The sequence below is a fragment of the Streptomyces sp. NBRC 110035 genome (genome assembly GCF_000829695.1).
Lineage (GTDB): Bacteria > Actinomycetota > Actinomycetes > Streptomycetales > Streptomycetaceae > Streptomyces.
In genome coordinates this window covers 18412-43293 of sequence record NZ_BBNN01000018.1, presented here as the reverse complement: position 1 = coordinate 43293, position 24882 = coordinate 18412, and the positions used below count along the sequence as shown (strand labels likewise).

General features: G+C 72.6%; 21 protein-coding genes and 1 pseudogene. 9 read left to right on the top strand and 13 right to left on the bottom strand.

Annotation, left to right across the window (positions count from 1 at the left end; translation table 11 throughout):
- Positions 1-64: 64 nt before the first annotated feature.
- From TU30_RS06555 to TU30_RS06545, 4 genes are all read left to right on the top strand, one after another.
- Positions 65-1150, top strand: a complete 1086-nt coding sequence (locus tag TU30_RS06555) for a DUF6745 domain-containing protein (RefSeq protein WP_042165788.1) — start codon at positions 65-67, stop codon at positions 1148-1150.
- Between the two features lie 161 nt (positions 1151-1311).
- Positions 1312-1461 carry a hypothetical protein gene (locus TU30_RS36425; protein WP_176726219.1) on the top strand — a complete coding sequence of 50 codons (150 nt, stop codon included), beginning with the start codon at positions 1312-1314 and terminating at the stop codon, positions 1459-1461.
- Positions 1462-1538: 77 nt separating this feature from the next.
- Positions 1539-1976, top strand: coding sequence for an ATP-binding protein (locus TU30_RS06550; protein ID WP_042165786.1), 438 nt, complete (start codon positions 1539-1541; stop codon positions 1974-1976).
- Positions 1977-2053: 77 nt separating this feature from the next.
- A complete protein-coding gene (locus tag TU30_RS06545; RefSeq protein ID WP_042165784.1) occupies positions 2054-2776 on the top strand; it encodes an adenosylcobinamide amidohydrolase in 723 nt (240 codons plus the stop codon).
- A gap of 94 nt (positions 2777-2870) precedes the next feature.
- On the opposite strand, the gene TU30_RS06540 is transcribed toward TU30_RS06545, so the two are convergent.
- The 4 genes from TU30_RS06540 to TU30_RS06525 form a co-directional block, all read right to left on the bottom strand.
- Positions 2871-3377 (bottom strand): SRPBCC family protein, encoded by a 507-nt coding sequence (locus TU30_RS06540; protein ID WP_042165781.1) that lies wholly within the window; start codon positions 3375-3377, stop codon positions 2871-2873.
- 92 nt (positions 3378-3469) lie between these two features.
- Positions 3470-4390 carry an oxygenase MpaB family protein gene (locus tag TU30_RS06535; RefSeq protein ID WP_078878150.1) on the bottom strand — a complete coding sequence of 307 codons (921 nt, stop codon included), beginning with the start codon at positions 4388-4390 and terminating at the stop codon, positions 3470-3472.
- 168 nt (positions 4391-4558) lie between these two features.
- Positions 4559-4825, bottom strand: a complete 267-nt coding sequence (locus tag TU30_RS06530; protein ID WP_042165779.1) for a hypothetical protein — start codon at positions 4823-4825, stop codon at positions 4559-4561.
- Positions 4826-4929: 104 nt separating this feature from the next.
- Positions 4930-5538, bottom strand: coding sequence for a hypothetical protein (locus tag TU30_RS06525; protein ID WP_042165776.1), 609 nt, complete (start codon positions 5536-5538; stop codon positions 4930-4932).
- A gap of 243 nt (positions 5539-5781) precedes the next feature.
- Here TU30_RS06525 and TU30_RS06520 point away from each other — a divergent pair, with 243 nt between their 5' ends.
- The 3 genes from TU30_RS06520 to TU30_RS06510 all read left to right on the top strand — a co-directional run bounded on the left by TU30_RS06520 (position 5782) and on the right by TU30_RS06510 (position 11342).
- Entirely contained in the window at positions 5782-8466 is a 2685-nt protein-coding gene (locus TU30_RS06520) for a SpoIIE family protein phosphatase (protein ID WP_042165774.1), read from the top strand.
- A gap of 167 nt (positions 8467-8633) precedes the next feature.
- A complete protein-coding gene (locus TU30_RS06515) occupies positions 8634-8936 on the top strand; it encodes a hypothetical protein (protein ID WP_042165773.1) in 303 nt (100 codons plus the stop codon).
- Positions 8937-9062: 126 nt separating this feature from the next.
- A complete protein-coding gene (locus tag TU30_RS06510) occupies positions 9063-11342 on the top strand; it encodes an MMPL family transporter (protein ID WP_042166556.1) in 2280 nt (759 codons plus the stop codon).
- Here TU30_RS06510 and TU30_RS36955 read toward each other — a convergent pair.
- The 5 genes from TU30_RS36955 to TU30_RS06490 form a co-directional block, all read right to left on the bottom strand.
- Positions 11227-12987 (bottom strand): IS1634 family transposase, encoded by a 1761-nt coding sequence (locus TU30_RS36955; RefSeq protein ID WP_267889329.1) that lies wholly within the window; start codon positions 12985-12987, stop codon positions 11227-11229. The two genes, TU30_RS06510 and TU30_RS36955, sit on opposite strands and share 116 nt — an antisense overlap.
- 293 nt (positions 12988-13280) lie before the next feature.
- Positions 13281-15233, bottom strand: coding sequence for a DUF1996 domain-containing protein (locus TU30_RS06505; protein WP_042165771.1), 1953 nt, complete (start codon positions 15231-15233; stop codon positions 13281-13283).
- A gap of 290 nt (positions 15234-15523) precedes the next feature.
- Positions 15524-16195 (bottom strand): lytic polysaccharide monooxygenase, encoded by a 672-nt coding sequence (locus TU30_RS06500; protein ID WP_042165770.1) that lies wholly within the window; start codon positions 16193-16195, stop codon positions 15524-15526.
- Between the two features lie 250 nt (positions 16196-16445).
- A complete protein-coding gene (locus TU30_RS06495) occupies positions 16446-17078 on the bottom strand; it encodes an N-acetyltransferase (protein WP_042165767.1) in 633 nt (210 codons plus the stop codon).
- A 106-nt stretch (positions 17079-17184) separates the two neighbouring features.
- Positions 17185-17637 carry a flavodoxin family protein gene (locus tag TU30_RS06490; RefSeq protein WP_042165765.1) on the bottom strand — a complete coding sequence of 151 codons (453 nt, stop codon included), beginning with the start codon at positions 17635-17637 and terminating at the stop codon, positions 17185-17187.
- A gap of 135 nt (positions 17638-17772) precedes the next feature.
- On the opposite strand from TU30_RS06490, the gene TU30_RS06485 reads away from it, so the two are divergent.
- Positions 17773-18432: a class I SAM-dependent methyltransferase gene (locus tag TU30_RS06485; RefSeq protein WP_042165763.1), complete on the top strand. Its 660-nt coding sequence runs from the start codon at positions 17773-17775 to the stop codon at positions 18430-18432.
- Positions 18433-18499: 67 nt separating this feature from the next.
- On the opposite strand, the gene TU30_RS06480 is transcribed toward TU30_RS06485, so the two are convergent.
- On the bottom strand, positions 18500-19105 hold the full coding sequence (locus tag TU30_RS06480) for a hypothetical protein (protein WP_042165761.1): 606 nt from the start codon (positions 19103-19105) through the stop codon (positions 18500-18502).
- Positions 19106-19561: 456 nt separating this feature from the next.
- Positions 19562-20110 (bottom strand): annotated as a pseudogene (locus TU30_RS06475) (cation transporting ATPase C-terminal domain-containing protein); the annotation flags it as partial.
- 713 nt (positions 20111-20823) lie between these two features.
- Between TU30_RS06475 and TU30_RS06465 the strand changes: the two are divergent.
- Positions 20824-22197, top strand: coding sequence for an alpha-lytic protease prodomain-containing protein (locus TU30_RS06465; protein WP_042165756.1), 1374 nt, complete (start codon positions 20824-20826; stop codon positions 22195-22197).
- A gap of 58 nt (positions 22198-22255) precedes the next feature.
- On the opposite strand, the gene TU30_RS06460 is transcribed toward TU30_RS06465, so the two are convergent.
- A complete protein-coding gene (locus TU30_RS06460) occupies positions 22256-22579 on the bottom strand; it encodes a hypothetical protein (RefSeq protein ID WP_042165753.1) in 324 nt (107 codons plus the stop codon).
- A gap of 228 nt (positions 22580-22807) precedes the next feature.
- On the bottom strand, positions 22808-24466 hold the full coding sequence (locus TU30_RS06455) for a catalase (protein ID WP_042166554.1): 1659 nt from the start codon (positions 24464-24466) through the stop codon (positions 22808-22810).
- Between the last annotated feature and the right edge of the window lie 416 nt (positions 24467-24882).

Sequence of the window (24882 nt, the reverse complement as noted above, 5' to 3'; positions counted from 1 at the left end):
GCACCGGACAAGCACTGCCAGGAAGCACGGACCGGACGAGCGGTGCGGACAGGGGACGTGGGGAATGACGACGACGGAGCAGACGAACGGGGTGGCGGCCGTGACCGGCGGCCTTGCACCGGCGGCGGGCGGGGACCGCGCAAAGGGCGGTCCGGGGCGCTGGCGGGCGTGGGCCGCGAGCGCGGTGCGCGCCGACCGGGCCGCCGCCGAGGAGGGCATCCGGCTGGCCTACCGGCGGGCCGGGCTGCCGCAGCCGGAGCGGGTGGTCTGGGCCGACTCGCCGCGCGAGGGCGTGACGCTGGTGCGACAGGGCACGGACTTCGGGGCGAGCGTGCGCGAGGCGGTGCGCACGGCGCCCTGGGCCGCCGAACGCGCGCGCCTGCACGCCCGGTTGGGCGCGGCGGGCTGGGCACGCCACTGGTCGGCGACCGGCGGTGCCCTCTGGGACTCCACGCAGGCTCTGGTGGACCGGATCCGCACCGGGGTGCTCGACGATCTCGCGGCCGACGACGCGGGCGCCCGTACGGAGATACGGCTGGTCCTGCTGGACGCGCTGCTCGGGCAGCACGACGCGCCGTGGCTGGCCGCTCTGGACGCCGCCGGACCGTCCCCGCTCGACGGTCCGGCCCAGGTGTGCCGCAGCGCCGGCTGGTGGTGGCCGTTCGAGAAGGTGGCGGTGGTGTGCGAGCGGCCGGTCGCCCTGCACCGTGACGAGGCGGGCAGGCTGGACCACGGGGACGGCCCGGCACTGGAGTTCCCCGACGGGTTCGCCCTGTGCGCCTGGCGCGGCATGCCGGTGGGGCGTGCCTTCCTGGAGGAACTGCGCACCCTCACGCCGGAGCGGATCCGGGCCGAGGGGAACGCCGAGCTGCGCCGGGTGATGCTCGAGTACTACGGCTACGACCGCTACCTGGCCGATTCCGGTGCGCAGCCCGTCCACCGGGACGAGACGGGCACCCTCTGGCGGGTCGAACTCGACGGCGACGAGGCGGTCGTGATGGTGGAGGTCGTCAACTCCACCCCGGAGCCCGACGGCACCCACCGTACGTACTGGCTCCGGGTGCCGCCGACGACGCGGACCGCGCGGGAGGGGGTGGCGTGGACGTTCGGGATCGCGCCCGAGGTGTACGAGCCGCTGAAGCAGACGTGAGGTCTCTGCCGCCGTCCGCAGGGCTGACTCCGTCTCCAGGGGGTAGGCGAAGGAAGGAACCGACAAGGACCGACTCAGGACGAAGACGAGCAGGAGACCGACGAGTGATCTCCGGGCGGCCGGCCGGGCCCCCGGAGCGCGGTCCCGTGGAAGGAGTTCTCATGGCCGGCATCGTGGAGCGCATCAAGCGGTTCGCCCAGAGCCCTCAGGGGCGGCGTGCGACCGAGCAGGCGCGGCGTGCCGCGTCCGATCCCCGGCGCCGGGCGCAGGCCCAGCGGCTGCTGGGCAAGTTCCGCGGCGGTCGCCGCTGACCGGCTCCGCCGCCCTTCGGCGCGGTCCGGTGTCCGGGAAGGTCCGGGCCGCGTCGGTGTGATCAGAAAGGACCCTCATGGACGGATCGTCGGTGCGCGCGGTGGGCTGGGCGCGTACCCTCCCGATGGGCGGTGAGGTGAAGGCGGCGCGCGACTGGGCCCGCGACTACCTCGATGCCCTGGGCTGGACCACCACGGCTCCCGGGACGGCGGACGCCGTGCTGCTGACCGTGTCGGAACTGGTCACCAACGCACACCGGCATGCCCACAGCAACGCCCAGTTGACCCTGTCCCGCGACGACCGTTGTCTGCACATCTCCGTCCACGACACCTCGGCGGAGCTGCCGGCCCGTCGCAGCCCGGGGACGGAGGGCACCGGCGGACGCGGCATGCTTCTCGTCGATGCCCTGGCCGACGAGTGGGAGACCCGTCGCTGCCCGCACGGCAAGTCCGTCACCGCCTGCTTCCGGGGGCCACGGCCGACGGAGGCACCGGGGACGGAAACGGAGCGCTGACCGGGCCTCCTGCGGGCGGGGCGGTCGCCCCTGGCATACGATCGGCCGACCCCGATCCGCTCGAGGAGTTCCGCCCGGTGACCGCCGTCCTCCCGCCGCCCCGCACCTCCGTCGGACTGCTGTGCCCGCGCCGCCTGACCCGTGTCGAGGACGGCGTACCGCTGCACGCCCTGTTGTGGATTCCCGGGCCGGGCATGCGGATGATCAGCAGTGCGGTCCAGGGCGGTAGCATCGGCGAGCGGTCCTGGGTCCTCAACGCGCAGGTCCCCCACGGGTACCGCCGCACCGACCCCGCCCGGCACCTCGCCGACCTCGCCACCGGTGCGGGCGCGTTCGGTCCGGGGGTCGGTCTGATGACGGCCGCCGACGTCGCGTCGTACGCCCACGCGCACGACGGGGGCGCGGAGGTCATCGTCACGTCGGGCGTCGACGTACGGGGCTGGGCGGCGGTCCCCGAGGCCGCGAAGACGGCCGGGGAGGGCGGCACGGACTGCGCACACGCGCCGGGCACGATCAACATCGTCGTGGCCCTGCCGGTGCCCCTCACCGACGCCGCCCTGGTCAACGCGGTGGCCACCGCGACGGAGGCAAAGGTGCAGGCTCTGCTGGAGGCCGGCCACGACTGTTCGGGCACTCCCACCGACGCGGTGTGCGTCGCAGTCCGCGCCCCCTGTCCCGGTGAGACGCCGCACGCCTTCGCCGGGCCCCGTTCCCCGTGGGGCGCACGACTGGCACGCGCTGTCCGCCGCGCTGTGCACGACGCCACACCGTCGCCGCCGTCGCCCCCGCCGTCGCTCTGAGCGGTGGCGGCCCGGCAGCTCGGGGGCCGGGCCCCGCTCTCCGGCCCGGCCGGCCGAAGCACCGGAACGTCCGGACGCCAGGGGCGTCCCGGGCTCAGGCGCGGGTGCCGTCGCGGCCGGGCTCGGACGCGACGACCTGGCCGAGTGGGCGGCGGCGTTCCCACTCGGCGGCGTCGGCCTCGCAGACCTCCGCCAGCCTGGCGAGCAGGGCGCCGTGGCGGATCCGGGCCAATGCCCTCACGGCCGCGCGGCGCAGCCGGCCGTCGGCGCCCCGCAGGGGATGCTCGTCGACGGTCACCAGGCACTCGTTCCCCCAGGGCCGCAGCCGGACGGCGATCCGCGCCGTGCCGAGCGGGCCCTCCCGTGCTTCGAATTCCAGGGCCTCGCCACGCTCGCAGCGACGGACGACCGTCTCACCGGCCAGGCGAAGGGGCCCGATCCGGGTCTCGTAGTGGATCGCGGACCCGAGCCGTGGCCACTGCCCCCGCACGGGCTCGGACGACGGGGTTCCCACCAGCCAGTCCGCATGACGACTGCCGTCCGCGAGGACCTCCCAGACGGTCCGCGCAGGCGTTCTGACCAGACGATGACGAACCGCCACGACGACCTCCCGGGTCCAACAGCCGCACGAGTGCGCCGGACGTGTGAGCCCGCCTCACACCGGCCAGCACTGGGTGCCCACGGTCGGGCATGTCAACCGGCAGTGCCCTGCCCCGGTCCCGGCAGTCGGTCCTCCTGCCCACGCCGTGCACGCTCGCCGGGCGCCAGGGCCCAGCGGATGACGGCGGTGACGGCGGTGCCGAGCGGGCGGACGAACACGTCCTCGGCGAGCGGTGCCCGGGGCAGCCACAGGGCGCGCGAGGCCCAGACCGGCAGCAGGGACACCGCGCCCGCCGCGAGGGCGCCGTAGGGCAGCCGCGCGAGGACGGGCACGGGCGGGTTGAGCAGCAGGAAGCGCGCCGTACTGCGTGCCTCGGGGGTCGCGCGCAGTTCGCTCCGGTAGGCGGCCAGCCGATCGGTGAGCTCGGCACGGTTCGTCGGTGGGTCGGGCACGCCGAGGGCGGTGGCGATGCGCGCCATGTCCTCGACGTACGCGTCGCAGCCGGCGGCGTCCAGCGGCCGGGCGCCGAAGCGCTGGTGGGCACGGAGGAAGGAGTCGACCTCCGCAATGTGCACCCAGCACAGCAGATGGGGGTCGGCGGCACTGTACTCCTGACCGTCGGGGGTGGTGCCGTGCACGGTCTCGTGCACGGCACGTACCCGGTCGACGGCCCGCTGGACGCTGTCGGCCGGACCGTAGGTGGTCATGGCGAGGAAGGTGCTGGTCCGCTGGAGGCGCCCCCAGGGGTCGCCGCGGAACCCCGAGTGCCCCGCGACGGCGGCCATGGCCAGGGGGTGGAGCGACTGGAGCAGCAGGGCCGACAGCCCGCCGGTGAACATCGAGGCGTCCGCGTGCACCTGCCGGACCGGGCGCTCGGGACCGAACCAGCGCGGGCCGGGCGCGTCGTGGATGCGGGCCCGGTTCTCGGGTCCGTCCGGTCCCGCCACCCGGGAGAAGATCGCATCGCCGATCCGGTCACGCAGCACGCGGCCGTTGTCCAGGAGAAGTCCCATGGCTCGTACCGCCTCCCTGCGCCCGCGACCGCCGGCCGGCCGGCCGGTGCACGAACGGCCGGCGCTCCACGACGTCGCCTGCCTTACGCCTGCCTCGCTCCCCGTCCAGTACCCGCGAGCCAGGAAGTTACGGCGCACGCCTCATGCCTTTCTTCCGCACCCCGCACCTCACGGAACGTCCCCCTTCCAATCGAACACACTTCCGTCCCCGACGCGGGGCACGTACAGGGCACGGCCGCCCGCGCCGTAGCGGCCCATCTCGGTGGGCAGCCCGACACCGCCGCGCAGTTCCGCCTCGGAACGGTCGGTGATGTCCAGCAGCAGACCGTCCAGCGGTCCGCCGGCCAGTTCCACGTACAAGCGCCCGTCGCGCGGTCCCGGATCGTCGTGGTCCGCCCCGTAGACCCGGCCGCGCATGAACTCCAGCTCGTCCATACCGGCAGGGTGGCATCGACCACTGACAATCGCCGCCCGCACCGGAGCGGAGGCATGGCTTCCGAGCCTGCCGCGCGTCCGCTCCGGCCGGGCGGTTCGGTGACTCAGCGGGCACCCGTCCAGCTGTGGGCGACGTCGATGACGAGACGGTCCTGGAGCTGCAGCACCCGGAACGGCAGCCGGGCGCGCACACCGAGCCCCATCTGGGTGTCGCCCTCGAAGCTGGCGGCGAACCGGGTGTCCCTGAAGGTGCGGTACCCGGTCGGGTCCACGCCCGGCAGCGGCTGTCCCGCGCGTGCCGGATAGGTGGGCCCGCCGGTCTCGGGGTCGTAGGACGGGGCGGCAACCCGCACCTCGAGGATGGCGCCGCCGGCGACCGGGACGTGGGTACCGGAGCCGTCCTGGTGGAGCCGGTCGACGTACCGGACCGTGTACCCGACGGCGTCGGCGCTGCCACTGCCGCCCGCGCCCGGCAGGTCGACGACCATCCGGTCGTAGCAGTCGTGGCGGCCGGTCCTGACATCGCGCACCGGTGTGGTCGTGGCGGTGCCGGCCGTGTCGCTCTTGGCCTGGCTGCCCCAGCCGGTGGGGCACGCCGCGGACGGGACCGTCGCCGTCCGAGCTGCGGCCGGGGCGGCGACGGCGGGGACCGCCGCCGCACTCAGCGTGGCACCCACGAGCGCCAGGGTCACGTAGATCGTTCTGTTTTGCATTATTTCATGCCCCCAGGGGTTGCATCCTGCTGATATCAGGTGAGACGGCCTGGTTCACCCAAAGGTTGCGCTCCGGTGGGCGGATCCCGTTCACGCCCGGAGCGCGTCCACAGCGTGTCCGGTTCCTGCCGGGCACCCTGGGAGCGGGCCCGGGGCCGTTCCCGCCGCGCCGGAGCACCGGGCATGGCACATCCTGGTGGGGAGCGAATGATGTCCTGTGCGTCCGCACCGGGAGGACGCGAGATGGAAGAGGCAGCCGCCGTACCGGCCGGAGAGCGGCCGGGAGACCGGCCCGGCACCGGTCCGGCACCGGGCGGGGCCGACGACGCGGAGCGGATCGAGGACGTGCTCGCGCGGCCCGTGGTGGCGGCGGTCGAGGCCCTCGGTGGGTACGGGGGCCTGGTGTACCTGCGGTCGCACGACCGGCGTTCGCTGGTGCTGTGCGTGGTGGCCGGGGTGCCCCGGTCCCTGCTGAAGCCGTGGTGGCGGATTCCGGTGGGTGGCGCGCTGCCGGTGGCCGAGGCGTACCGCTCGGGCGGGCGGCTGTGGCTGCCTGACGAGCGGGCGACGATGCTGCGCTTCCCGCAGTTCACCGCCGCGCTGCCCTACTCGTTCGCCTCCGCCTACCAGCCGGTGACGGTGGGCGGCGAGACCGTCGGCGTCCTGGTCGTGCTGCGGTCGGCGACCCGGGAACCCATGGGCGCGGCGACGGTGGCCCGCGTGCTGCACGACGCGGGACGGAGCATGGAGGAGCGCCTGACCGGGTTCGTCCGGCGTGCCCCCGTTCCCGCCGACTCTCCCGCACCCGCCCCGACGGACACGGACACCGGCACGCCGGCGGTCGCGGAAGCCGTGGCGTACCGGACCGAGTACGACGACCAGCCGGTCAGCGTGCGGCTGCCCACCCAGCCGACCCACACCCTGCGGCTCGGCATGGTCGAGTGGGATCTGGACAGTGACCGGTGGTGGGCGGACGACGAGGCGCTGGCGCTGCTCGGGCTGGCCCGGAAGGACTTCGGCGGCACCATGGCGGACATCGAGGCCCGGGTGTCCCCGGACGACGTGCACGAACTGAGGACGTGCCGGAGCGACGCGAGGGCGGGTCTGCGGATCGGGTACCGGCGCCTCCGGGTACTGGACGAGCGCGCGGAGGACGGTCGGCCCCGCTACCGGCCGGTGGAGCTGTGGGGGCATGTCGTACGGGCGGGGTCGGCGGGCAGGCTCCTGGTGGGAGCGCTCGTCGACGCGGCGGGCGGGGTCACCGCGTCGGAGGCCGCCGAACGGCTGCCCGACGGGCTGTTCTCGCTCGACCAGGACGGCCGGGTCACCTATGCCAACCAGCGCTGTGTGGAGCTGCTGGGCTGCGGGCGGGACGAATTGCTCGGCCACTACCCCTGGCAGGTGATCACCTGGCTGCACGATCCGGACTACGAGGACCGTTACCGTGCGGCGATGCTGTCGCAGGAGCCGGTGTCCTATCCGGTACGGGACCCGAACGGCGCCTGGCTGGGCTTCGTGCTCTATCCCGGGGTGCACGGTCTGACGGGCCGTGTCTTCCGCACCGGCCCGCCCGCCGGAGCCGTGGCCGGACCGGTGTCCGAAGCCGGAGCGGCGCCCGGGACAGCCCCGGGAACGGCCTTCGGCGGCGGCACGGCGGGAACAGCCCCGCGCGGTACGGATCTCGCCGCGCCGCCGCCGGCGGAGGTCGCCGCACCCCGCACGGGGGCGCTGTACCACGTCGTGCAGATGGCCAGTGCGCTCACCGAGGCCGCCACCGTCATGGACGTGTGCCGGGCGGTGTCCGAACAGTTGCTGCCCGCGTTCGGTGCCCGCGAGCTGGCCCTGTACGCGGTCCGCGACGAGCGGATGCACCTGCTGTGGGAGTCCGGCTACCCGGAGGGCTTCCTCGCCCCGTTCGAGGGCACCCCTCTGGACTCGGAGCTGCCCGGCGTGCACGCGTTGACCACGCGGCTCCCGCTGTTCTACGAGTCGCCGGAGGAACTGACCGGCGCGTATCCGGGGATCACCCTGGACCGGATGCGGGCCTGGGCGTTCCTGCCGCTGATCGCGTCGGGCCGTCCGGTCGGCTCCTGCATCCTCGGCTGGGAGGTCCTCCGCCGGTTCACTCCCGACGAGCGTTCCGCGCTGATCGCGCTGAGCGGACTGGCCGCCCAGGCGCTGGAGCGGGCCCGGCTGTACGACGCCGAGTCCGCCGTCGCGCGCGGCCTGCAGGAGGGGCTGCTGCCGCACCGGCTGCCCGCGATCGAAGGGCTGGTCAGCACCGGCCGCTATCTGCCGGGAACCCAGGGCATGGCCATCGGCGGCGACTGGTACGACGTGATCAGGACCGAGCGCGGGGTGGCGCTGGTGATCGGTGACGTGGAGGGGCACAGCGTCCAGGCCGCGGCCGTCATGGGGCAGCTGCGCAGCGCCGTGCACGCCTTCGCGGCCAGCGGGCACCCGCCGCAGGAGGTCATCACGCACACCAACCGGCTGCTGGCCGATCTGGAGGCGGACGCCTTCGCCACCTGCTGCTACGTCGAACTCGATCCGGACACCGGCCGTGCTTTCGCCGTCCGGGCCGGCCATCCGCCGCCGCTGCTGCGCCACCCCGACGGCCGCACCGAGACCCTGGACCTCGCCGGCGGCGTGATGCTGGGCGTCGAGGCGGACGCCTTCTACCCGGTCACCGCACTCACCCTGGCGCCCGGCAGTGTCCTCGCCCTGTACACCGACGGGCTGGTCGAGCAGCCCGGCAGCGACATCGAGACCGGGATCGAGGCGGTTCGCCGCACGCTCGCGCACAGCGGTGCGGACTCGGTGGAGGAGCTCGCCGACCAGTTGGTCAGGACAGCCCGCAGGGTCGATGACCGGCCGGACGACGTGGCGCTGCTGCTCACGGCATACCGCCGGGCGCCGGGGGACTGACCTCTCCTGCGCCGGAGTCCCGGCTGTTCGCACCCTCTCCTCCGGGGAGGGCTCCGGGTCCTGGTCCGTCGCGTGGAGGAGGCGGTCGATGAGCCGGGGCAGGTCCTGGCGGCACACACCGCGGTCACGGGTAGGCGGCTGGTCACGGCCGTGCAATAGCCGTCCTCGTGGACCGGGTCGTCCAGCCGGGGCAGTACCTGCCAGGACCGCGTGCCGACGAGCTGTTCGGGACGGCGGCCCCGCAGGCGGACCGCGGTGGTGGTGAGGAAGGCGGTCCGGCCCTCGATGCCGAGAGGCACTGCATCTCGGGCAGCCGTTCGATGCACGGGGTGCCGGACGGCCGGCACGGCGGCGACCGGCCCGGGGCGACCGGGCTCGGTGCCGGTACGCCCCGGCACCTCCCGTACGAACCCCGGCGGCGGGCCCCGCCCTCCGTCCCCACCTTCTCCGACCTGCCCGCCCGTCCCTGAGTCCGCTCGCCCCGGCCCACCGCTCTCGGCTCCGGGATGCCTGGGTGATCCATCCCGCATGTAATGGAGGCGAGGCCGGGAACGGCTCGGCCTCGGTGGATGACCGGGGCGAAGGAGATCACGTCCATGCCTTCGAATCGCGGCGGGGGCGAGGGGGCGGGCAGTCCGAGAGCGGGCGGGCGGAGGGCGGGGGTGCTGCGGCGGCTGGGCGAGTGGTGCGCCCGGCACTTCGTGATCGTCGTCGTGGCCTGGCTGGTGGTCCTGGTGGCACTCCAGATGGCGAGCCGCTCCGTCGGCGGCACGTACTCGGACAACTTCACGCTGCCGGACTCCCAGTCCCAGCAGGGCGTCGAGGTCCTCCAGCGGCATGATCCCCAGGCCGGTGGCTACAGCAGCCAGATCGTGCTGTACGACGGGCAGCAGCAACTGACCGCCTACGGCTCGCAGATGTCCACCGCGGTGGCCGATCTGGAGAAGCTGCCGCACGTGCTGTCGGCACAGAACCCGCTGTCAGCCACCGGGGCGTCCTCCTCGGCCACGGGATCCGGCTCCTCGCAGCCGGATGTCGGCCCACTGTCCTCCGACGGGAAGACGGGGTACATCACGGTCCGTTTCGACGTCCAGCCCTCCACCCTGGGCGACGGCTACCTCGACGGGGTGGACGACGCCGTGCAGCCGCTGCGGGCGGCCGGGGCGCAGGTCGAGTACGGCGGGCCGCTCGGTGAGCTGGCCAGGCCGGCGCCCAACGACCGGCTGAGCGAACTGATCGGCTTCGCCGTGGCGATCGTCGTCCTGCTGATCGGTTTCGGCAGCGTGATCGCCGCGGTCGTTCCCCTGCTGACCGCGTTGCTCGCGGTCGTCGGCGGTCTCGCCCTCCTCGGCCTGCTGGCGGCGGCGTTCACCTTCGCCACGGTCTCCCCGACCCTGGCCACGATGATCGGTCTCGGCGTGGGCATCGACTACGCGCTCTTCCTGATCACCCGTTACCGGCAGGACGTCATGGACGGCCGGGATCCGGTGTCGGCCGCCGGCCGCGCCACCTCCACCAGCGGACGGGCCGTCGTCGTCTCCGGCTGCACGGTGATCATCGCGCTCGCCGGCCTGTCCGCGTCGGGTGTCTCCTTCATCTCGAAGCTGGGGCTCGCCGCGGCCGTCACGGTCGTCTCCGCCGTCGTCGGCGCCCTGACCCTGGTGCCCGCTCTGCTGGGGCTGATCGGCCGCTACCGGGTGCGCCGTCCCGTGGCCGAGACCGACGCCGAGCCGGGCGCCGAACCGCAGGGCGTCTGGCACCGGTACGCACGGCGGGTGGAGCGCCGTCCCTGGTGGTTCCTGGCCGCGGGCGCCGCCACGATCGCCGTTCTCGCGGTCCCGGTGTTCTCGATCCAGCTGGGCCACATCGGTGACGGCGCCGACCCCACCTCCTTCACCGACCGTCGGGCCTACGACCTGATGACCGACGCGTTCGGGCCCGGCTCCAACGGCCCGCTCACCGTTGTCATCGACCAGACCTCGGTGCCGGATACCGACCGGTCCGACCTCGCCTCGCAGGCCCAGAAGGCCCTGGACGGAGTCGGTGACACGGCGGCGGTCACGCCGCTGACGGCCACGCAGGACGGCGACGTGCTGGTCGGCACGGTGTACTCGGCCACCTCCCCGCAGAGCGTCACGACGACGGACCTGACCGACCGCCTGGTGCACGACACCCTGCCGGACGCCGTGCGGGGCACGGACGCCGACACGTACGTCACCGGCACGACGGCGGCGCAGATCGACTTCCGTGACATCGTCGCCGAGCGGCTGCCGCTGATCATCGGTGTGGTGGTCGCGCTGGCCTTCCTGATCATCCTGGCCGTGTTCCGCGGACCGCTCGTCGCCTTCAAGGCGGCCGTCCTCAACGTCCTGTCTATCACCGCCTCCTACGGCGTCGTCGTCGCCGTCTTCCAGTGGGGCTGGGGCGGGCCGGCGCTGGGCGTGTCCGGCAGGGTGCCGATCGAGAGCTACGTGCCGATGATGATGTTCGCGATCATCTTCGGCCTCAGCATGGACTACGAGATCTTCCTGCTCTCCCGCGTCCACGAGGCCTGGCTGCGCACCGGCGACGCCAGGGCCTCGGTCGCCCACGCCCTGGAGATCACCGCGCGGGTCATCACCTGCGCCGCGCTGATCATGGTGAGCGTGTTCGCGGCGTTCGTCGTGAGCGACAACATCGTGGTCAAGATGCTCGGTCTGGGGCTCGCCGTCAGCGTGCTCATCGACGCCACCGTCGTACGCCTGCTGCTGGTCCCGGCCGTCATGACGCTGCTCGGGAACCATGCCTGGTGGACACCCCGGTGGCTGGACCGGATCCTGCCGCACATCGACACGGAGGGCGGGGACGCGCCGGCGCCGTCCCGGACGCCCGGCTAGCTCCGTACTTCGCGGGTAAGCCGTTCAGGTCTCTGGCCAGCGGGGATGTGTGGGTTTCCAGGCCGAGGAGGTCGAGCAGGTGGAGTTGCACGCCCCGGCTGATGACGACGGTGGGTGGGTCGGTGGCTCCGCTGACCCGCAGGCGGAGTCCGGAGAGGTGGTAGAGGATCATCCGGCCGGTCGGTCGGATCATCTGGTTTCCCGGGTAGAGGCCGCGCATCTTCTGCCCGGGCCCCAGAGACCGGCGGACCTGGCGCTCGATCAGGCAGAACAGCAGCAGCGCCAGGCAGATCACCGTGATCAGGGCGGCAAGGCGCTTGTTGTCCTGCACGAAGATCGGGGTGACGGCCAGGGGGCCCTTGAAGTCGCTGTAGCGGCGCTCGACGGCGCCCTGGCCCTTGTAGCGGCGCAGGACCTCGGCGGGCGAGGCCTGCTCGGAGGTGAGGGTGGTCAGCAGCGCGTACCAGCCATCGACCTGTTCCTCGGCGCGCAGGACTTCCTCGGCGAAGTGCCAGGCCAGAGCCGGGCGGCCCGCGTCATCGGCGGTGATCTCGGTCCGCAGACAGGAGGCGACACGGCGGGTCTTGGTGATCACACCGATGCGTGCGGCGACCTTCGCCGCGGTGTTGTAGTACCGCCCGCCGGCCCCCCGTTGCAGCTTGTCGAGCTCCTCGCGGGCCTTGGCCAGGCGTTTTTCGCGGGCCCGGGCCTGGCCTCGGGCGTTGCCGGTGGAATGCACCAGGATCCGGCGCACTGTGTGCCGCGGATCCCGTTTGCGCGGTCCGGACAGGACATGGACGTCCTCCAGTACCCGATACGTCTCACGCTTCTCGGCCGGAAGGTTCTCGTCCGGGACGGGGACGTAGTCCACGACCGCTGCCTCCTCCAGGTCGAGCGCGGCATAGACGGTGTCGTCGGCCTTGGAGGCGGGGGCCGGGGCGATGAAATCGACGCCCGCCGCGATCAGCGCGCCCACGTTGCCGTAGGAGACGAGCTTGGAGTCGCCGACCAGCAGGAAGTCCTTCGGCCCGGCCATCGTGCGCAGGTTGTTCATGGTGCCGGTGATCTGCGAGACCTCCGCCGCGCTGCCGTCCAGGACGCGGGAGAGCACGGGGATCGCGCCGTCGGCGCTGACCGCGAGTCCGGTCTGGATCTGTTTGAGATCGAACCTGCGGTCCTTGGGATGCCCGTGCTTGACCTGCGGATACTCCTCATCCTGGTCATCGGCCGGGTAGGCGCCGTGCAGCGACATGGATGTCATGTCCCAGTGCATGGTCGCCACATCGATGCCGAACTCGCCGATCGCGCGGGCACCGATACTGTCGGTGATCTCCTGCAGGTGCGGGGCGATCGCGTCCAGGGCCCGGCCGAGCCGGTCGTCATCGAGCAACTCCGCCTCGATACCGAAGACTTCCTCCACGGCCCACTCCCGGGCCCAGTCATCCACCCGCCACAACGGGGCCGGCGCGGTCAGCCTGTTGGCCACCAGTACCTCGATGACCTGGCCGTGCGTCACGTGAGCGATCTCCCGCCCCGGACACAAGCGATCGACGATCCCGGCCATATCCAGCCGACGCGAGACGTCGGCAGCGACAGGCAGAGCGCCCAGACGCTTCTCCACCACAGCACTGACCACGCATTCCATACGTGGCCGCTGTGTCCGTGGCCGCGGAGACCGGGAAGATTTCGTCACACCCACTCAACGCGACCACCCCCGCCACGGACACCGGCAGGTGCGCGAAGTGACCTGGATCAACGACCCGCGAAGTACGGAGCTAGCGGGTGGGCCCGGGTGGCACGGACGCCGGGGTACCCGGGCATGCGACGGCGGCAGGTCCCCGGGGACCTGCCGCCGTCGCACCGCACCCGCAGCTCACCCTGCGGGACGTCCGGGTTCGGCCCTGCCGTGCCGGATCGGCCGAGCCCTGGTGCGGGTGATCAGGTACGTCGTACGCGACGCAGGAGCACGACGCCCGCGACGAGCAGGACCGCACCCACCGCCGCCGGCCAGAGCTGGGCTCCGGTGTCGGCCAGACCACCGTTCACGGCCTGCGGCTCGGTGGAGTCCGCGGCAGCGGCCTGCTGTCCGCCGTCGTTGGTCGCCGTGCCGACACCCGGCGTCGCCTGGCCGGCTCCGTCGTCGTTCCGACCAGCGCCTGCCACGTCGTCGGCGTTGGCCGAGGCCCGGACCTCGGGCTGCTCGTCACCGGACGGCGCAGTGGCTTCGTCACCCGCGGGCTCCTCGGTGGCCGGGGCGTCGGCCGGGGGCTCCGAGGGGTTCTCCTGCTGGTCGTCGCCGTTGCCGCCATTGCCGCCGTTGCCGTTGTCACCCGGTTGCTCGGCACCGTCGTCACCGCCGTTGCCGTTGCCTCCGTTGTCGTTACCGCCCTCGTCGGGGGCCTCGGGCGCCTCGGTGGGCTCCTCCTCCGGATTCTCACCCGGCTGCTCACCGTCGCCGGCACCGGCACCGCAGGTGCGACCGCTGTTGATGCAGTCGACCATCTCCTGCATCAGGTCCTCTTCGAAGACGTTGATGAAGTCGCCGTGGTCGGTGCCCGGCTTGTGCAGCTGCTCCGGGAAGGAGTCCACGGCGAACAGCGGGGTGGTCGCGCCGCCGTCGTCCAGGCTCGGCGCGTCGACGTCGTAGACGATGCGCTGGACCAGTTGCGGCACGGGCGTGAAGCCGGAGGGGCAGTTGCCCTGGGCGTCCACGAACGCCATGTGCGTGCGGTGGTTGGCGCTGTCGATGTTGCGGCCGTCCCAGCAGCTCTGGAAGTCGAAGGTGCGGACCACGTCACTGCCCTGGGGACACAGCGGGTACTTGTCCGCCAGCTGCCGGTCCTCGAAGCCGGTGCAGCTCCAGGACGCGTTGGCGTTGGCGGGGCCGTTGACGAAGGACTTGGCGTCACCGGTGATGATGCGCAGCAGCCTCGGCATGGCCGTGACCTCGCCCTGCGGGTTGCCGACGAAGGTCAGCGTGACCTCCTTGGGGGTCACGATCTCACCGACGTTGCCCTCGATGCCGCCGCCGGGGGAATTGGCGTCCTGTTCCTCGGTGCCGTTCTGCAGTCGCAGCACGGGCCAGTAGTACGACGACTTGTCGCCCTGGTTCTCGCAGGTGGTGTCGGCCGCCGCCAGCTCCTCGTCGCTGGAGAAGGCGTTGGTGGCCTGGTTGCCGATGTAGTCGTGGAAGTGGTGTGCGCCGTTGGTGACACCCGGGGCGGCGATCACGTTGTCCGAGTTGAACAGGCCGTTCTCGTTGACGCCGCAGCTGCTGACGAAGGTGCCCTTCGAGGCGTCGGCCGAGTCGGCGGGCTTGGCCGCGTTGGGCTGGACGCTCTGGATGTCCACGAAGTCCGCGGCGACGGGCCCGTTGCCCGCCTGACCGCCGTTTCCGCCGCCCTGCTCCTGGCCGGCGCCCTCGTCGCCGCCCTGTTCGTCTTCCGCGCCCTCTTCTCCCTGTCCGCCCTCCTGACCGTTCCCGTCCTGGCCCTCACCGGGCTGGGCGGAGGCGTTGCCGGAGTCGACCACGGAGCAGTCGGCGAGTTCACCGAGGCCCTCGGGGCGGTCGCCCTCCTGCTCCATGGCGACCGAGATGCGGCCGAGGGTCGCGGTGCGCTCCGCCTCGAGCGGCCCCACCACCTTCTCGTCGGCGACGCCGGGGTCCTGCCGAATGGCCGGGGCGGACTCCGCCAGGCGCTGGTAGGCCTGGGCGATCTGCTCGTCCAGCGCCGCGAGTTCCTTGTCGACGGCCGGCCGCGCTTTCTCGGGGACCGTGGTCAGGTTGGTCCCCACGTCGGGGCAGTCGATGGTGGCCCCACCGAGAACCCGCGCCCGACCGGCTCCGTCGGTGTCGTCCTCCGTCGCGGAAGCGTAGACATTGGCCGCCATCAACCCCCCTCCGCCCAGGATCAGCGCGACCGCCGCGAAGGTCGCGCGCTGTGGCCCTCGGGGGCGTCTGCGTGTGTTGCGTGGCAAGGCAGTACTCCTACGCTTCGGTCGCGGGGGTGGGCATGAAATTCTCACGCCTCATACGTAGGTGCTTCGCAGTGCGTTCAAGTGCCTCACGGTTTCTTCGAAGAATCTCAGGAATCCTCAGGCACGCCCGAGCCCCCGGATCCCGCCCGGCTCAGCGTGCACGGCGGGGCCTCCGGGGGCCGGGCATCTCAAGGAACAGCTGGTCAGCCGAAGTTCACGTCACTGCACAGGAAGTACGTCTGATCCATGTGCGAGGCCTGCCAGATCGTGTAGACGACATGGCGGCCGCTGTAGCCGGAAGTACTCACCGGGATCGAGTAGTTCCGGCTCGGGCCGTACGAGCCGGTGGAGGCCGCCAGTTCGAGGTCGTCCCAGGTCAGCGGCTGGGTGATGGGGTCGAAGCCCTGCCGGGTGACATAGACGAGGAAGTAGTCCGCACCGTGGCTCGCCTGGTCGTACAACTGGACGGTGAAGTCGCTGTCCACGTCCTCGGCCTGCCAGTCGCCCACCGTGTCCATGGAGTTGTAGCGACCGCCCTCGGCGCGTCCGCCGCTGCACAGCTGCCCGCCCGGGACCGCGGATTCGAAGTCACCGGCGGAACCGTTCCGGTAGAGGCCGTTCCAGTTCCACATGGCGTTGGGGTTGTCCTGCCACGCCTGCCAGCACATGGGGTCCTCGTCCGCCATGGCCGGATTCCAAAAGTCGCTTCCCCAGCGCAGCTGGCAGGCGCAGTTGCGGGACGCCGGGTCGACGACCGAGCCGTGCGCGGCCGCGGTACCGCTCCAGGGGACCAGGCACAGCAGCGTGGCGACGAGGACGCTCAGGACGAGCGACGGACGCGACGCGATACGCAGGTCATGACCATGCCAATTCATGATCTCCTTCTTCCGGGTGGGGGGATGCAGGGACGTCGGAGCGCCGCATACGGAGGGCGAAGGTACGGACGCGTGGGGGCGTACGCGCCGGAGCACATACGGGAACATCCCTGGGAGCGCTCCCAGGATCACAGGTTGCGCCTCATGAAACGGAGCGGCAACACCCGTTTGCGCCACTTCCGCAGCGGCCGTGGCGTCTTCGACGCGCGGAGCGGGTCGCGGCCGCCCGAAGCCGGCCGCGACCCGTCCGTCACAGCCGGCCGAGGTCCCGGGTGGAGCGCCCGAGGCAGGTGACGGAATCGCCGACGTGCGCCTCGATCTCATGGAAGCCCATCCGGTCGTAGAACGCCCTGGCGGGCTTGTTGGCCTTCACCATGACGAGGTGGACCGCCGGCACCCCACGGTCGTCCAGCGCCTCGAGGAGCGTCCGCATCAGCTCCCGGCCGTGACCGAGGCCCTGCCGGTCGGGGAGCAGGTCGATGTGCAGATGGGCCGGATAGTCGGCCAGTCCGGGGACGGACATCCGCTCGGGGTGGTGCAGGAGCCGGGCCATCTCCTCGTCCGAAGCGGTTGGCGGCCCGGACGGCTCGGGGTAGCGGTCGGCGACCAGGGGCAGCCACTCGGTCCGGAATCGCCGGGCGAAGCGCTCCGTGTCGGCGACCCCGAGGATGTAGCCGACCGCACGCCCCTGCCCGTCGTCCAGGACGAAGGCCAGTTCGGGCTCCAGATGCACGTAGGGGGCGGCGAAGACGGCGGGGAGAATGCTCGGGTCCCGGTAGAAGGGGCGGCTGTCCTGCCCGTTGTGCGCGGTGCGGACGCAGATGTCGTCGAGGGCCGGCCGGTCCTCGTGGCGGTACGGCCGAATCGAGGGAGACGAGGTCATGACCGGCATCCTGCATCGAGTGGGAGCGCTCCTACAACTCTGCCGCCGGTCTCCGCCCACTCCGTGCGCGGTATGCGGGGCGGGGAGCCCCGGTGCGGTCCGGACGTCAGTCCATGAGGCCGGCGGCAAGGGTGGCGCCCAGTTCCCAGCACCGCTCGACGGCGGCCCTGCCGGGTTCGCCCGTGACGGTCACGGCGTCCGCGACGCGCTGCCAGCCGAGGCCCTTCGTGACGGATTCGATGCCCCGCACCGCGCCGGTGACGTCGTTGCCGCCGTGCACGTAGTAGCCGAAGGGCCGGCCCCGGGTGGTGTCCAGGCACGGGTAGTAGACTTGGTCGAAGAAGTGCTTGAGCGCCCCCGACATGTAGCCGAGGTTCGCCGGGGTGCCGAGAAGATAGCCGTCGGCTTCCAGGACGTCGCCGGCGGTGGCGGACAGGGCCGCCCGCCGTACCACGCGGACGTCCTCGATCTCCGGGGCCGTGGCACCGGAGAGAACCGCTTCGAACATCGCCTGGCAGTGCGGAGAGGGGGTGTGATGAACGATCAGCAGAGTCGGCACACCCCGACCCTGCCGTGCCGGCCGGCACCCCCGCAAGCCGGCCCCGCGCACCGGGAGGGGGAACGGCGAACGGTTGTGGAAGCCCGTCGGGAATGGCACGATGCACGGCATCGGCACACGGAGACGGGGTGCGTCGTGACCGACGAGAATCGCAGGCCACCAGCAGCGGTGGTGTTCGACGCGCTGGGCAGCGAGTACGAGAAGGCGTTCGCCGCCTCCGAGACGCACGGGGCCTCCCTGGAGTGGCTGCTGGAACGGCTCCCGCCCGCCGGCCGGGTACTGGACGTCGGCAGCGGGACGGGCCGGCCCACGGCCTCGACACTCGCCGCGGCCGGTCACCGGGTACTGGGGGTCGACGTGTCACCGGTGATGGTGGAGATCGCGGCCCGGCAGGTGCCCGACGCCGAGTTCCGCTGCGGCGACATCCGCGGACTGCCTCTCGAAGAGGGTTCGTTCGACGCCGTGTGCCTGTACTTCACCCTGCTCCAGATGTCGCGTGCCGAGCAGTCCGACCTGCTGCGGCGGCTGACCCGGCTGCTGCGGCCCAAAGGCCTGTTCGCGCTGGCGACCGTGCCCCTGGATGTGGAGGGCTTCGACGGTGTCTTCATGGGGCAGAACGTGCGGGTCACCAGCTTCGCCGCCCAGGACGTGATCGGTCTGGTGCGCGATGCGGGGCTGACGGTGCTGTCCGAGAGAAGCGTGATGTTCACCCCGGCCCACCCCGACGCCGCGCCGGAACCCCACCTCTTCCTGCACTGCGGGCGCGAGGACGGCGGGGAGCCCGGGGCCCCGTAAGGCACGGCCCCGGCGAGCCGGCGCCGCCCTCCGCCGACCCACGGCAGCGCACCTCGCCCGCCGGCCGTCACCCCGTCATCCGCTTGCGCCAGGTCGGCTCGACCAGCCGCCACTCGGCCTCCCACTCCTGCGCGCGCCGCTGCTGTGTCCGGGACCGGACGAACCATCCGCCGAGCACGACCGTTCCCCCGGTGGCCGCGGCGACCGTGAGGCCGGCCATGACGGTCTGGAACCGCGCGTCCGCTCCGCCGGGCGGCTCGGAGACGAGGCGCCCCGCGTCGTTCGTCCACACGGTGACCACGCTGCCCGCCCTGTCCCCGGGTTCGGTTTCGGCACGGCCCGTGCGGCTGGTGCCGTCGGGGGCCGTCCACCGCACCTTCACCCATACGCGGCCGTCCCCGCTGCCGTCCTCGGTCACCGGGGACGGCAGCGTGCCGGCCGCGTCCTCGACGAGTACGGCGGGGACGGTGCGGGACTGTGCGCGGCGCTCCGCGAGGGACCGGTCCACCGCTCCCGCCGTCGCCAGGCCGGTGACCGCCCCGGCGAACAGGGTGAGGAGGAGGCCGGCGAGCAGCAGCCAGGCTTCGACCAGATCGCTGCGGCGCCGCAGCGGGTTGCTCCGCCAGCGCCACAGCCACACCCTGCGGGGCCGTGGACCACGCGTCCTCCCCATGGGGCGTCACCTCCTCGCACGCCACCTCTCCAGGGTCCGCCACCCGGCCGCCAGGCGCATGGGGTGAACGGTCCCGGCACAAGGTCCAGGACGGCCGAGGACCACGGCGGCCGGTCGGGCACCACCCCTGACGTCGGCCGTCGGACCGCGTGGGCCGGGACGACCGCGCGCCGCTCACCGCCGGGGACGGCCTCGAGGGCACCGGTTCCGGCGGGCTTCGACGCCGGGACCACCTGGGTCCGGCTGCGGCGGCCGTGGCTCCGTGGAGGGGCCGGGCGGCCCTGCTCCTCCAGTCCGAGCGCACCGGAGGGATCCGCGCGGGCCGCCGGTGCACTCCGGCTGCCCGGTCCGACGGTGCCGAGGTCGCTCCGGTGGGCCGGTGGGCCGGTGGGCCGGTGGGCCGGTGGGCCGGTGGGCCGGTGGGCCGGTGGGCCGGTGGGCCGGTGGCTGCAGGGTCTATGCCACCACCGGTCGTGCGATCCCGCTGTGCAGCAGCCTTCGGGCCTGCCGGGCAGCGGCGTTCAGGTGCGGGGCGAGCCGGGACAGCAGCTCGTACAGGCGTCGGACCGCGGCCAGGCGTTCCAGCCGCGGCGCCAGGGCCGACAGGACGATGGCCAGGGCCACGCCCGTCCACGCCACTGGCCCCAGCGGGGTGCAGCCGAAGAAGTGGCTGACGCCGGGGGTCTGGACGAGGGCGGCGAGCACGGCGGCGGATCCCAGGGCCGTCGTCCACACCAGCGGGCTGTGCCGGCGGCCGGCCAGCGTCTGCACGAGCTGTGCGCCGACGACGCCGCACAGGGCCATGGTGGTGGAGCGCCGTTCGGTGCCGGGGGTCAGGCGGCCGAACAGGTAGGCGGCGACAGCGCCGAGGCAGGTCGTCACACCCCGGCGGCGGATGGCGCGCAGCAGGGGTGCGCCGAGGACGTCGAGGCTCATCGGGCCGGTCTCGGCGAGGGCCGCCGTCGAGGGATCGCCGCTCGGCGTCACCGCCACCGCCATGGCCGGACGGCCGTCCGGCGACCGCGCGGGGACACCGCGCCGATCACGTCCGGCGCGCCACCGGCGGCCCTGCCCGCATGACCCGCGCCCGGCAGACGGCGCAGTCCCGAGGCGACGGCCCGCAAGGGCTGCGGGAGCTCCGACGAACGGGACACGTCCTGGTTCATGCAGTCCTCCACGGGCGCATCCTCGGGGGCGCCGACGAACACCCCTGCCTTTGCCCCGGTCTCATGTGGAAACCGCCGAGCTGCTTCTCCTGTGCGCCAGGGGTGGTTCCGTTCACCCCAGGGGCCTTCGGCTGTCCGCCCCGGGCCGGCCCGAACCGGTCGGCCGCTCCCCGTCCGGCCCCCGGGCGCGTCCGACCATGCCAGGTGTCCGCCGTCGCGCCCGGGTACTGCACATGGCGTTCGCGGACTCACCAAAGCGCGAAAGTGTGCCGCTCCTGACATCGCGTCGGACGTCACGGGCAAGGCCTATGGCCTGTCCGGCGATTCGATCCGGTTCGGCCCGCGTGTCCGGTGCCCCCGGTCACGCAAAGGAGGAGCGTCCTCGTACGGGAGGGCGTACCGGGCATGCCCGGTACCGCCGTGAAGTGCGGTGCCCGGCGCCCCGGGACCGGTGGAAGCAGACGGACAGGACCTCAGACTCACGGCAGCTCAGACTCACGGCAGCTCAGCCTCACGGCAGCTTCGCCGACCCCGACGAAGGAGACGTACCGAATGGTCCTCAGACATGCCCGGACCGCACGCCGAACGGCCCTGGCCGCACTCGGCGGTCTCGTCCTGACCGTCCTCCCCTCCGCTGCGGTGGCCGGCTCCGCGCCCCCTTCGGAGCCCGCGTCCGGTGCGGCCCGGGCCCTCGGCACCGACCGTGCCTCGGCGCCGGTGCTCGACGCCCTCCAGCGTGACCTGGGCCTGAGCCCGGCGCAGGCGTCCGAGCGGCTGGCCAACGAGGCGGAGGCGGGCACTCGCGCGGGCATCCTGCGCAACGCCCTGGGTGACCGGTTCGCCGGCGCATGGGTGCGCGGGGCGGTCTCCGGCGAACTCAGCGTCGCGACCACCGACGCCGAGGACGTGGCCGCCATCGAGGCACAGGGCGCCGAGGCCGTCGTCGTCACCCGCCCGCTGGCCGACCTCAGAGCCGCCAAGGACAGGCTGGACGCGGCGGCCGCCACCCGCGACACCGCCGGTACGCCGCTGTGGTACGTGGACGTACCGGCGAACCGGCTCGTGGTCCAGGCGCGGACGGTGTCGGCCGGTGCCGCCTTCGTCGACGCCGCCGGGATCGACGACCAGGACGTGACCATCCACGTGTCCGCGGTCCGGCCGCGGCTGCTGCAGGACATCACCGGCGGCGACGCCTACTACGTCAACGGCACCGCCCGCTGTTCGGTCGGCTTCTCCGTGACCAGGGACGCGCAGCAGGGCTTCGCCACCACCGGTCACTGCGGCGACCGGGGTGACACGACCACCGGGTTCGACCGGAGTGCTCAGGGCACCTTCCAGGACTCCGTCTTCCCCGGCAGGGACATGGCGTGGGTGGGCACCAACGACGCGTGGACGGCCACCCCGGGCGTCAGGGCGCGGGACGGGCAGGAGGTGCAGGTCACCGGCTCGGTGGAGGCGCTCGTCGGAGCGGCGGTGTGCCGGTCCGGCTCGACCACCGGATGGCACTGCGGGACCGTCCAGCAGCACGAGACCAGCGTCAGCTACGCCGAGGGCACGGTCGACGGAGTGACCCGGACGACGGTCTGCGCCGAGCCGGGCGACTCCGGCGGCCCCTTCGTCGCGGGATCCCAGGCGCAGGGCGTCACCTCCGGCGGCTCCGGTGACTGCAGGCGCGGCGGGACCACGTTCTACCAGCCGGTCAACCCGATCCTCGCCGACTTCGGCCTGACCCTGACCACGGATCCCGGGCAGACCGCGACGCCGGACCCGCAGGACGGCGCCGAGGGCCCGTGGACCGCGGGCCGCGTCTATCCGGCCGGGGCCACGGTGACCCGCGACGGCGTACGCTACCGGTGCCTGCAGACGCACCAGGCCCAGAGCGCGTGGGCGCCCGCCGGCACGCCGGCCTTGTGGCAGCGTCTCTGAGACCCTGCCCCGCGTCGCCCGCCCGGTGCCGGCCCGGCGCCGGGCGGGCCCGGGGGCTTCACCAGAAGCGGGTGGTGAGCGCCGGCCGGTGCACCGCCTGGGCGGCGTCGCGCAGGCTCAGGGCAACGCTGATGGTGGCGCGCAGCGCCGAGGGCCGTACCGTCTGTGCCGTTTCGGTGGCCAGCACGAGCAGGCAGGCCGCGGCCTGTTCCACCACGGCCACGGGGAAGGTGTAGTCGCTGTCGGCCGCCGCGCGGAACGCCTTCAACGGGATCCCGGCCCCGTCGACGGTCCGCTTGGCGGCCTGCTCCAGGTGCTGTGCGGCCTGGTCGCACACGGAGGCGGGCAGGGTGAGGGTGCGGGAGAACGATGCACTGGTCATGACCCGAGTGGTCCCCCGCCACCAGCCCTTTCGATCGGTGGACGGGGCGTTTTCACCGTCCCGCGTGACGAGTCGGGGCACATGCCGGGGCTCAGGGGAGGGCGCACCGGGACGGCAGTCACGAGGCCGGGCCGCTCGCCGACGGCAGACGGGAACACACCGGCGTGCACCAGCGCGTTCCGTCACTGGTGCACGCCGTACCGCAGTACCGCCTGGCCCAAGGGACGCTCAGCGGTTCACCACGTGCCGTTCGTTCGGGACGCAGTGGGTCATGGTGAGTCCCCGCACGTCGCGCGGCGGGTTGTCGCCCAGGGTGGCGAGCCGCTCGCGGTCCTCGTCGGTGAGGTCCTGGCCCGCGAGGGGTTTCAGGCCGGCGACGTCCTCCGGGGCGATGCCGAGCCCGTCGCCGACCCTGCGGCCGAGGTCGTTCTCGACGAGCAGGAAGTGCCACACCATGCGCTCCTGCACCGCCCGGTCGCACTGGGAGATCAGGTCGACGAAGTTCTTCACCAGGTCGTCGCGCTCCCAGTCCTCGAGGAGCAGATAACGCTGGCCCGCCTGCTGGTAGTCGTTGGCGCGCGGGATGCGCTTGCGGGTGAGCCAGCCCCGGATCTCCGGTCCCTGCTCGTCGTGCGACGGCTCCAGCGCCTCGCGCAGGCCCCCGGTGATCGACGGTTCGTAGTTGACCTCGGGGTTCTCGCCGGCCGCGTCCACGTGGTAGGTCATCTGACCGTCCCGCTGGTTGGTGCGTACCTCGGCGGCCTTGGCCCGGTTGACGGGCAACTGGAGGTAGTTCGGGCCCACGCGGTGGCGCTGTGTGTCGCTGTAGGAGAAGGTCCGGCCGACGAGCATCTTGTCGTCGGAGAAGTCCAGGCCGTCGACGAGGACACCGGTGCCGAAGGAGATCTGCTCGTTCTCGGCGAAGTAGTTCTCCGGCATCCGGTCGAGCACCATCCTGCCGACCGGCTTCGGCGGGAAGTCCTGCTCGGGCCAGGTCTTGGTGTCGTCGAGCGGGTCGAAGTCCAGCTCCGGGTGCTCGTGGTCGTCCATCATCTGGACGAGCAGCTCCCACTCGGGGTGCTCGCCGCGCCCCACCGCCTCGTAGAGGTCCTTGGTGGCGTGGCCGAGGGAGTCGGCCTGGATGTTCGCGGCGTCCTCCTCGGTCATGGAGCGGACGCCCTGTTTCGGCATCCAGTGGTACTTGACCAGTTTGGTCCCGCCCTCGGCGTTGACCCACTTGTACGTGTTCACGCCGAAGCCCTGCATGTGCCGGTAGTCCGCCGGGATCCCCCGCGGACTGAACAGGTTGACCAGCATGTGCATGCTCTCGGGCGTCTGTGACATGAAGTCGAAGATGCGCCGCGGCTGCTGCTCGAAGGTGACCGGGTCGGGCTTGAGCGCGTGGATGACGTCCGGGAACTTGATCGCGTCCCGGATGAAGAAGACGCCCAGGTTGTTGCCGACGAGGTCCCAGTTGCCTTCCTCGGTGTAGAACTTCACGGCGAAGCCACGCGGGTCGCGGGCCGTTTCGGCGGAGTCGCGGCCACCGATGACGGTGGAGAACCGGACGGCCAGGTCCGTGCGTTTGCCACGCTCCTGGAACAGCTTGGCGCGGGTGTAGCGGCTGATCGGCTCGTCGCCCCAGGTCCCGTACGCCTCGAAGTGGCCGAACGCGGTCACCCCGCGGGCGTGCACCACGCGCTCGGGAATACGTTCCCGGTCGAAGTGGCTGATCTTCTCCAGGAACTGGTAGTTCTCCAGTGTGGCGGGTCCGCGGGCGCCGACCGTGCGCTGGTTCTGGTTGTCGTGGACCGGATGGCCCTGCCGGTTGGTGAGTACCTTGCGGTCGTCGCCCGGAGCGGAAGCCCGGTTCGAAACGTCCGTCATGATCATGGACTCCTTCGGCTGCTCATGACTGGTGGCGGGCCGGGGCACGGGGGCGCGCGGCCGCGGGCCGGTCACCGTGGACGGCGCGGTGCTCCGGCGTCCCGGCAGCCCGTCTCCCGTCCCGGTGTCCCCGGTTTCCCGGAAAGCGCGTGGTCGCTCACGCGTCGGTGGCCCGCTCACTGAAACGTCCGCCGCCGGACGGCGGGGCTGTGCACCTCGCCCACCTCCCGCCGCAGCATGCGTACGAGGGCCATGCTGCCGTGCATCACCCGGACCGGCGACTCGGAGCAGCGACTCGGAGCGGCGGAGCCGGTCCGGCAGGCGCCGTGGGCGTACGCGACGCACGGGAGCCCGACCGGTCCCCCGTTCCGGTCGTGCTCCCGCGGCACCACGAACCTATGTGAATGGCGACGCGG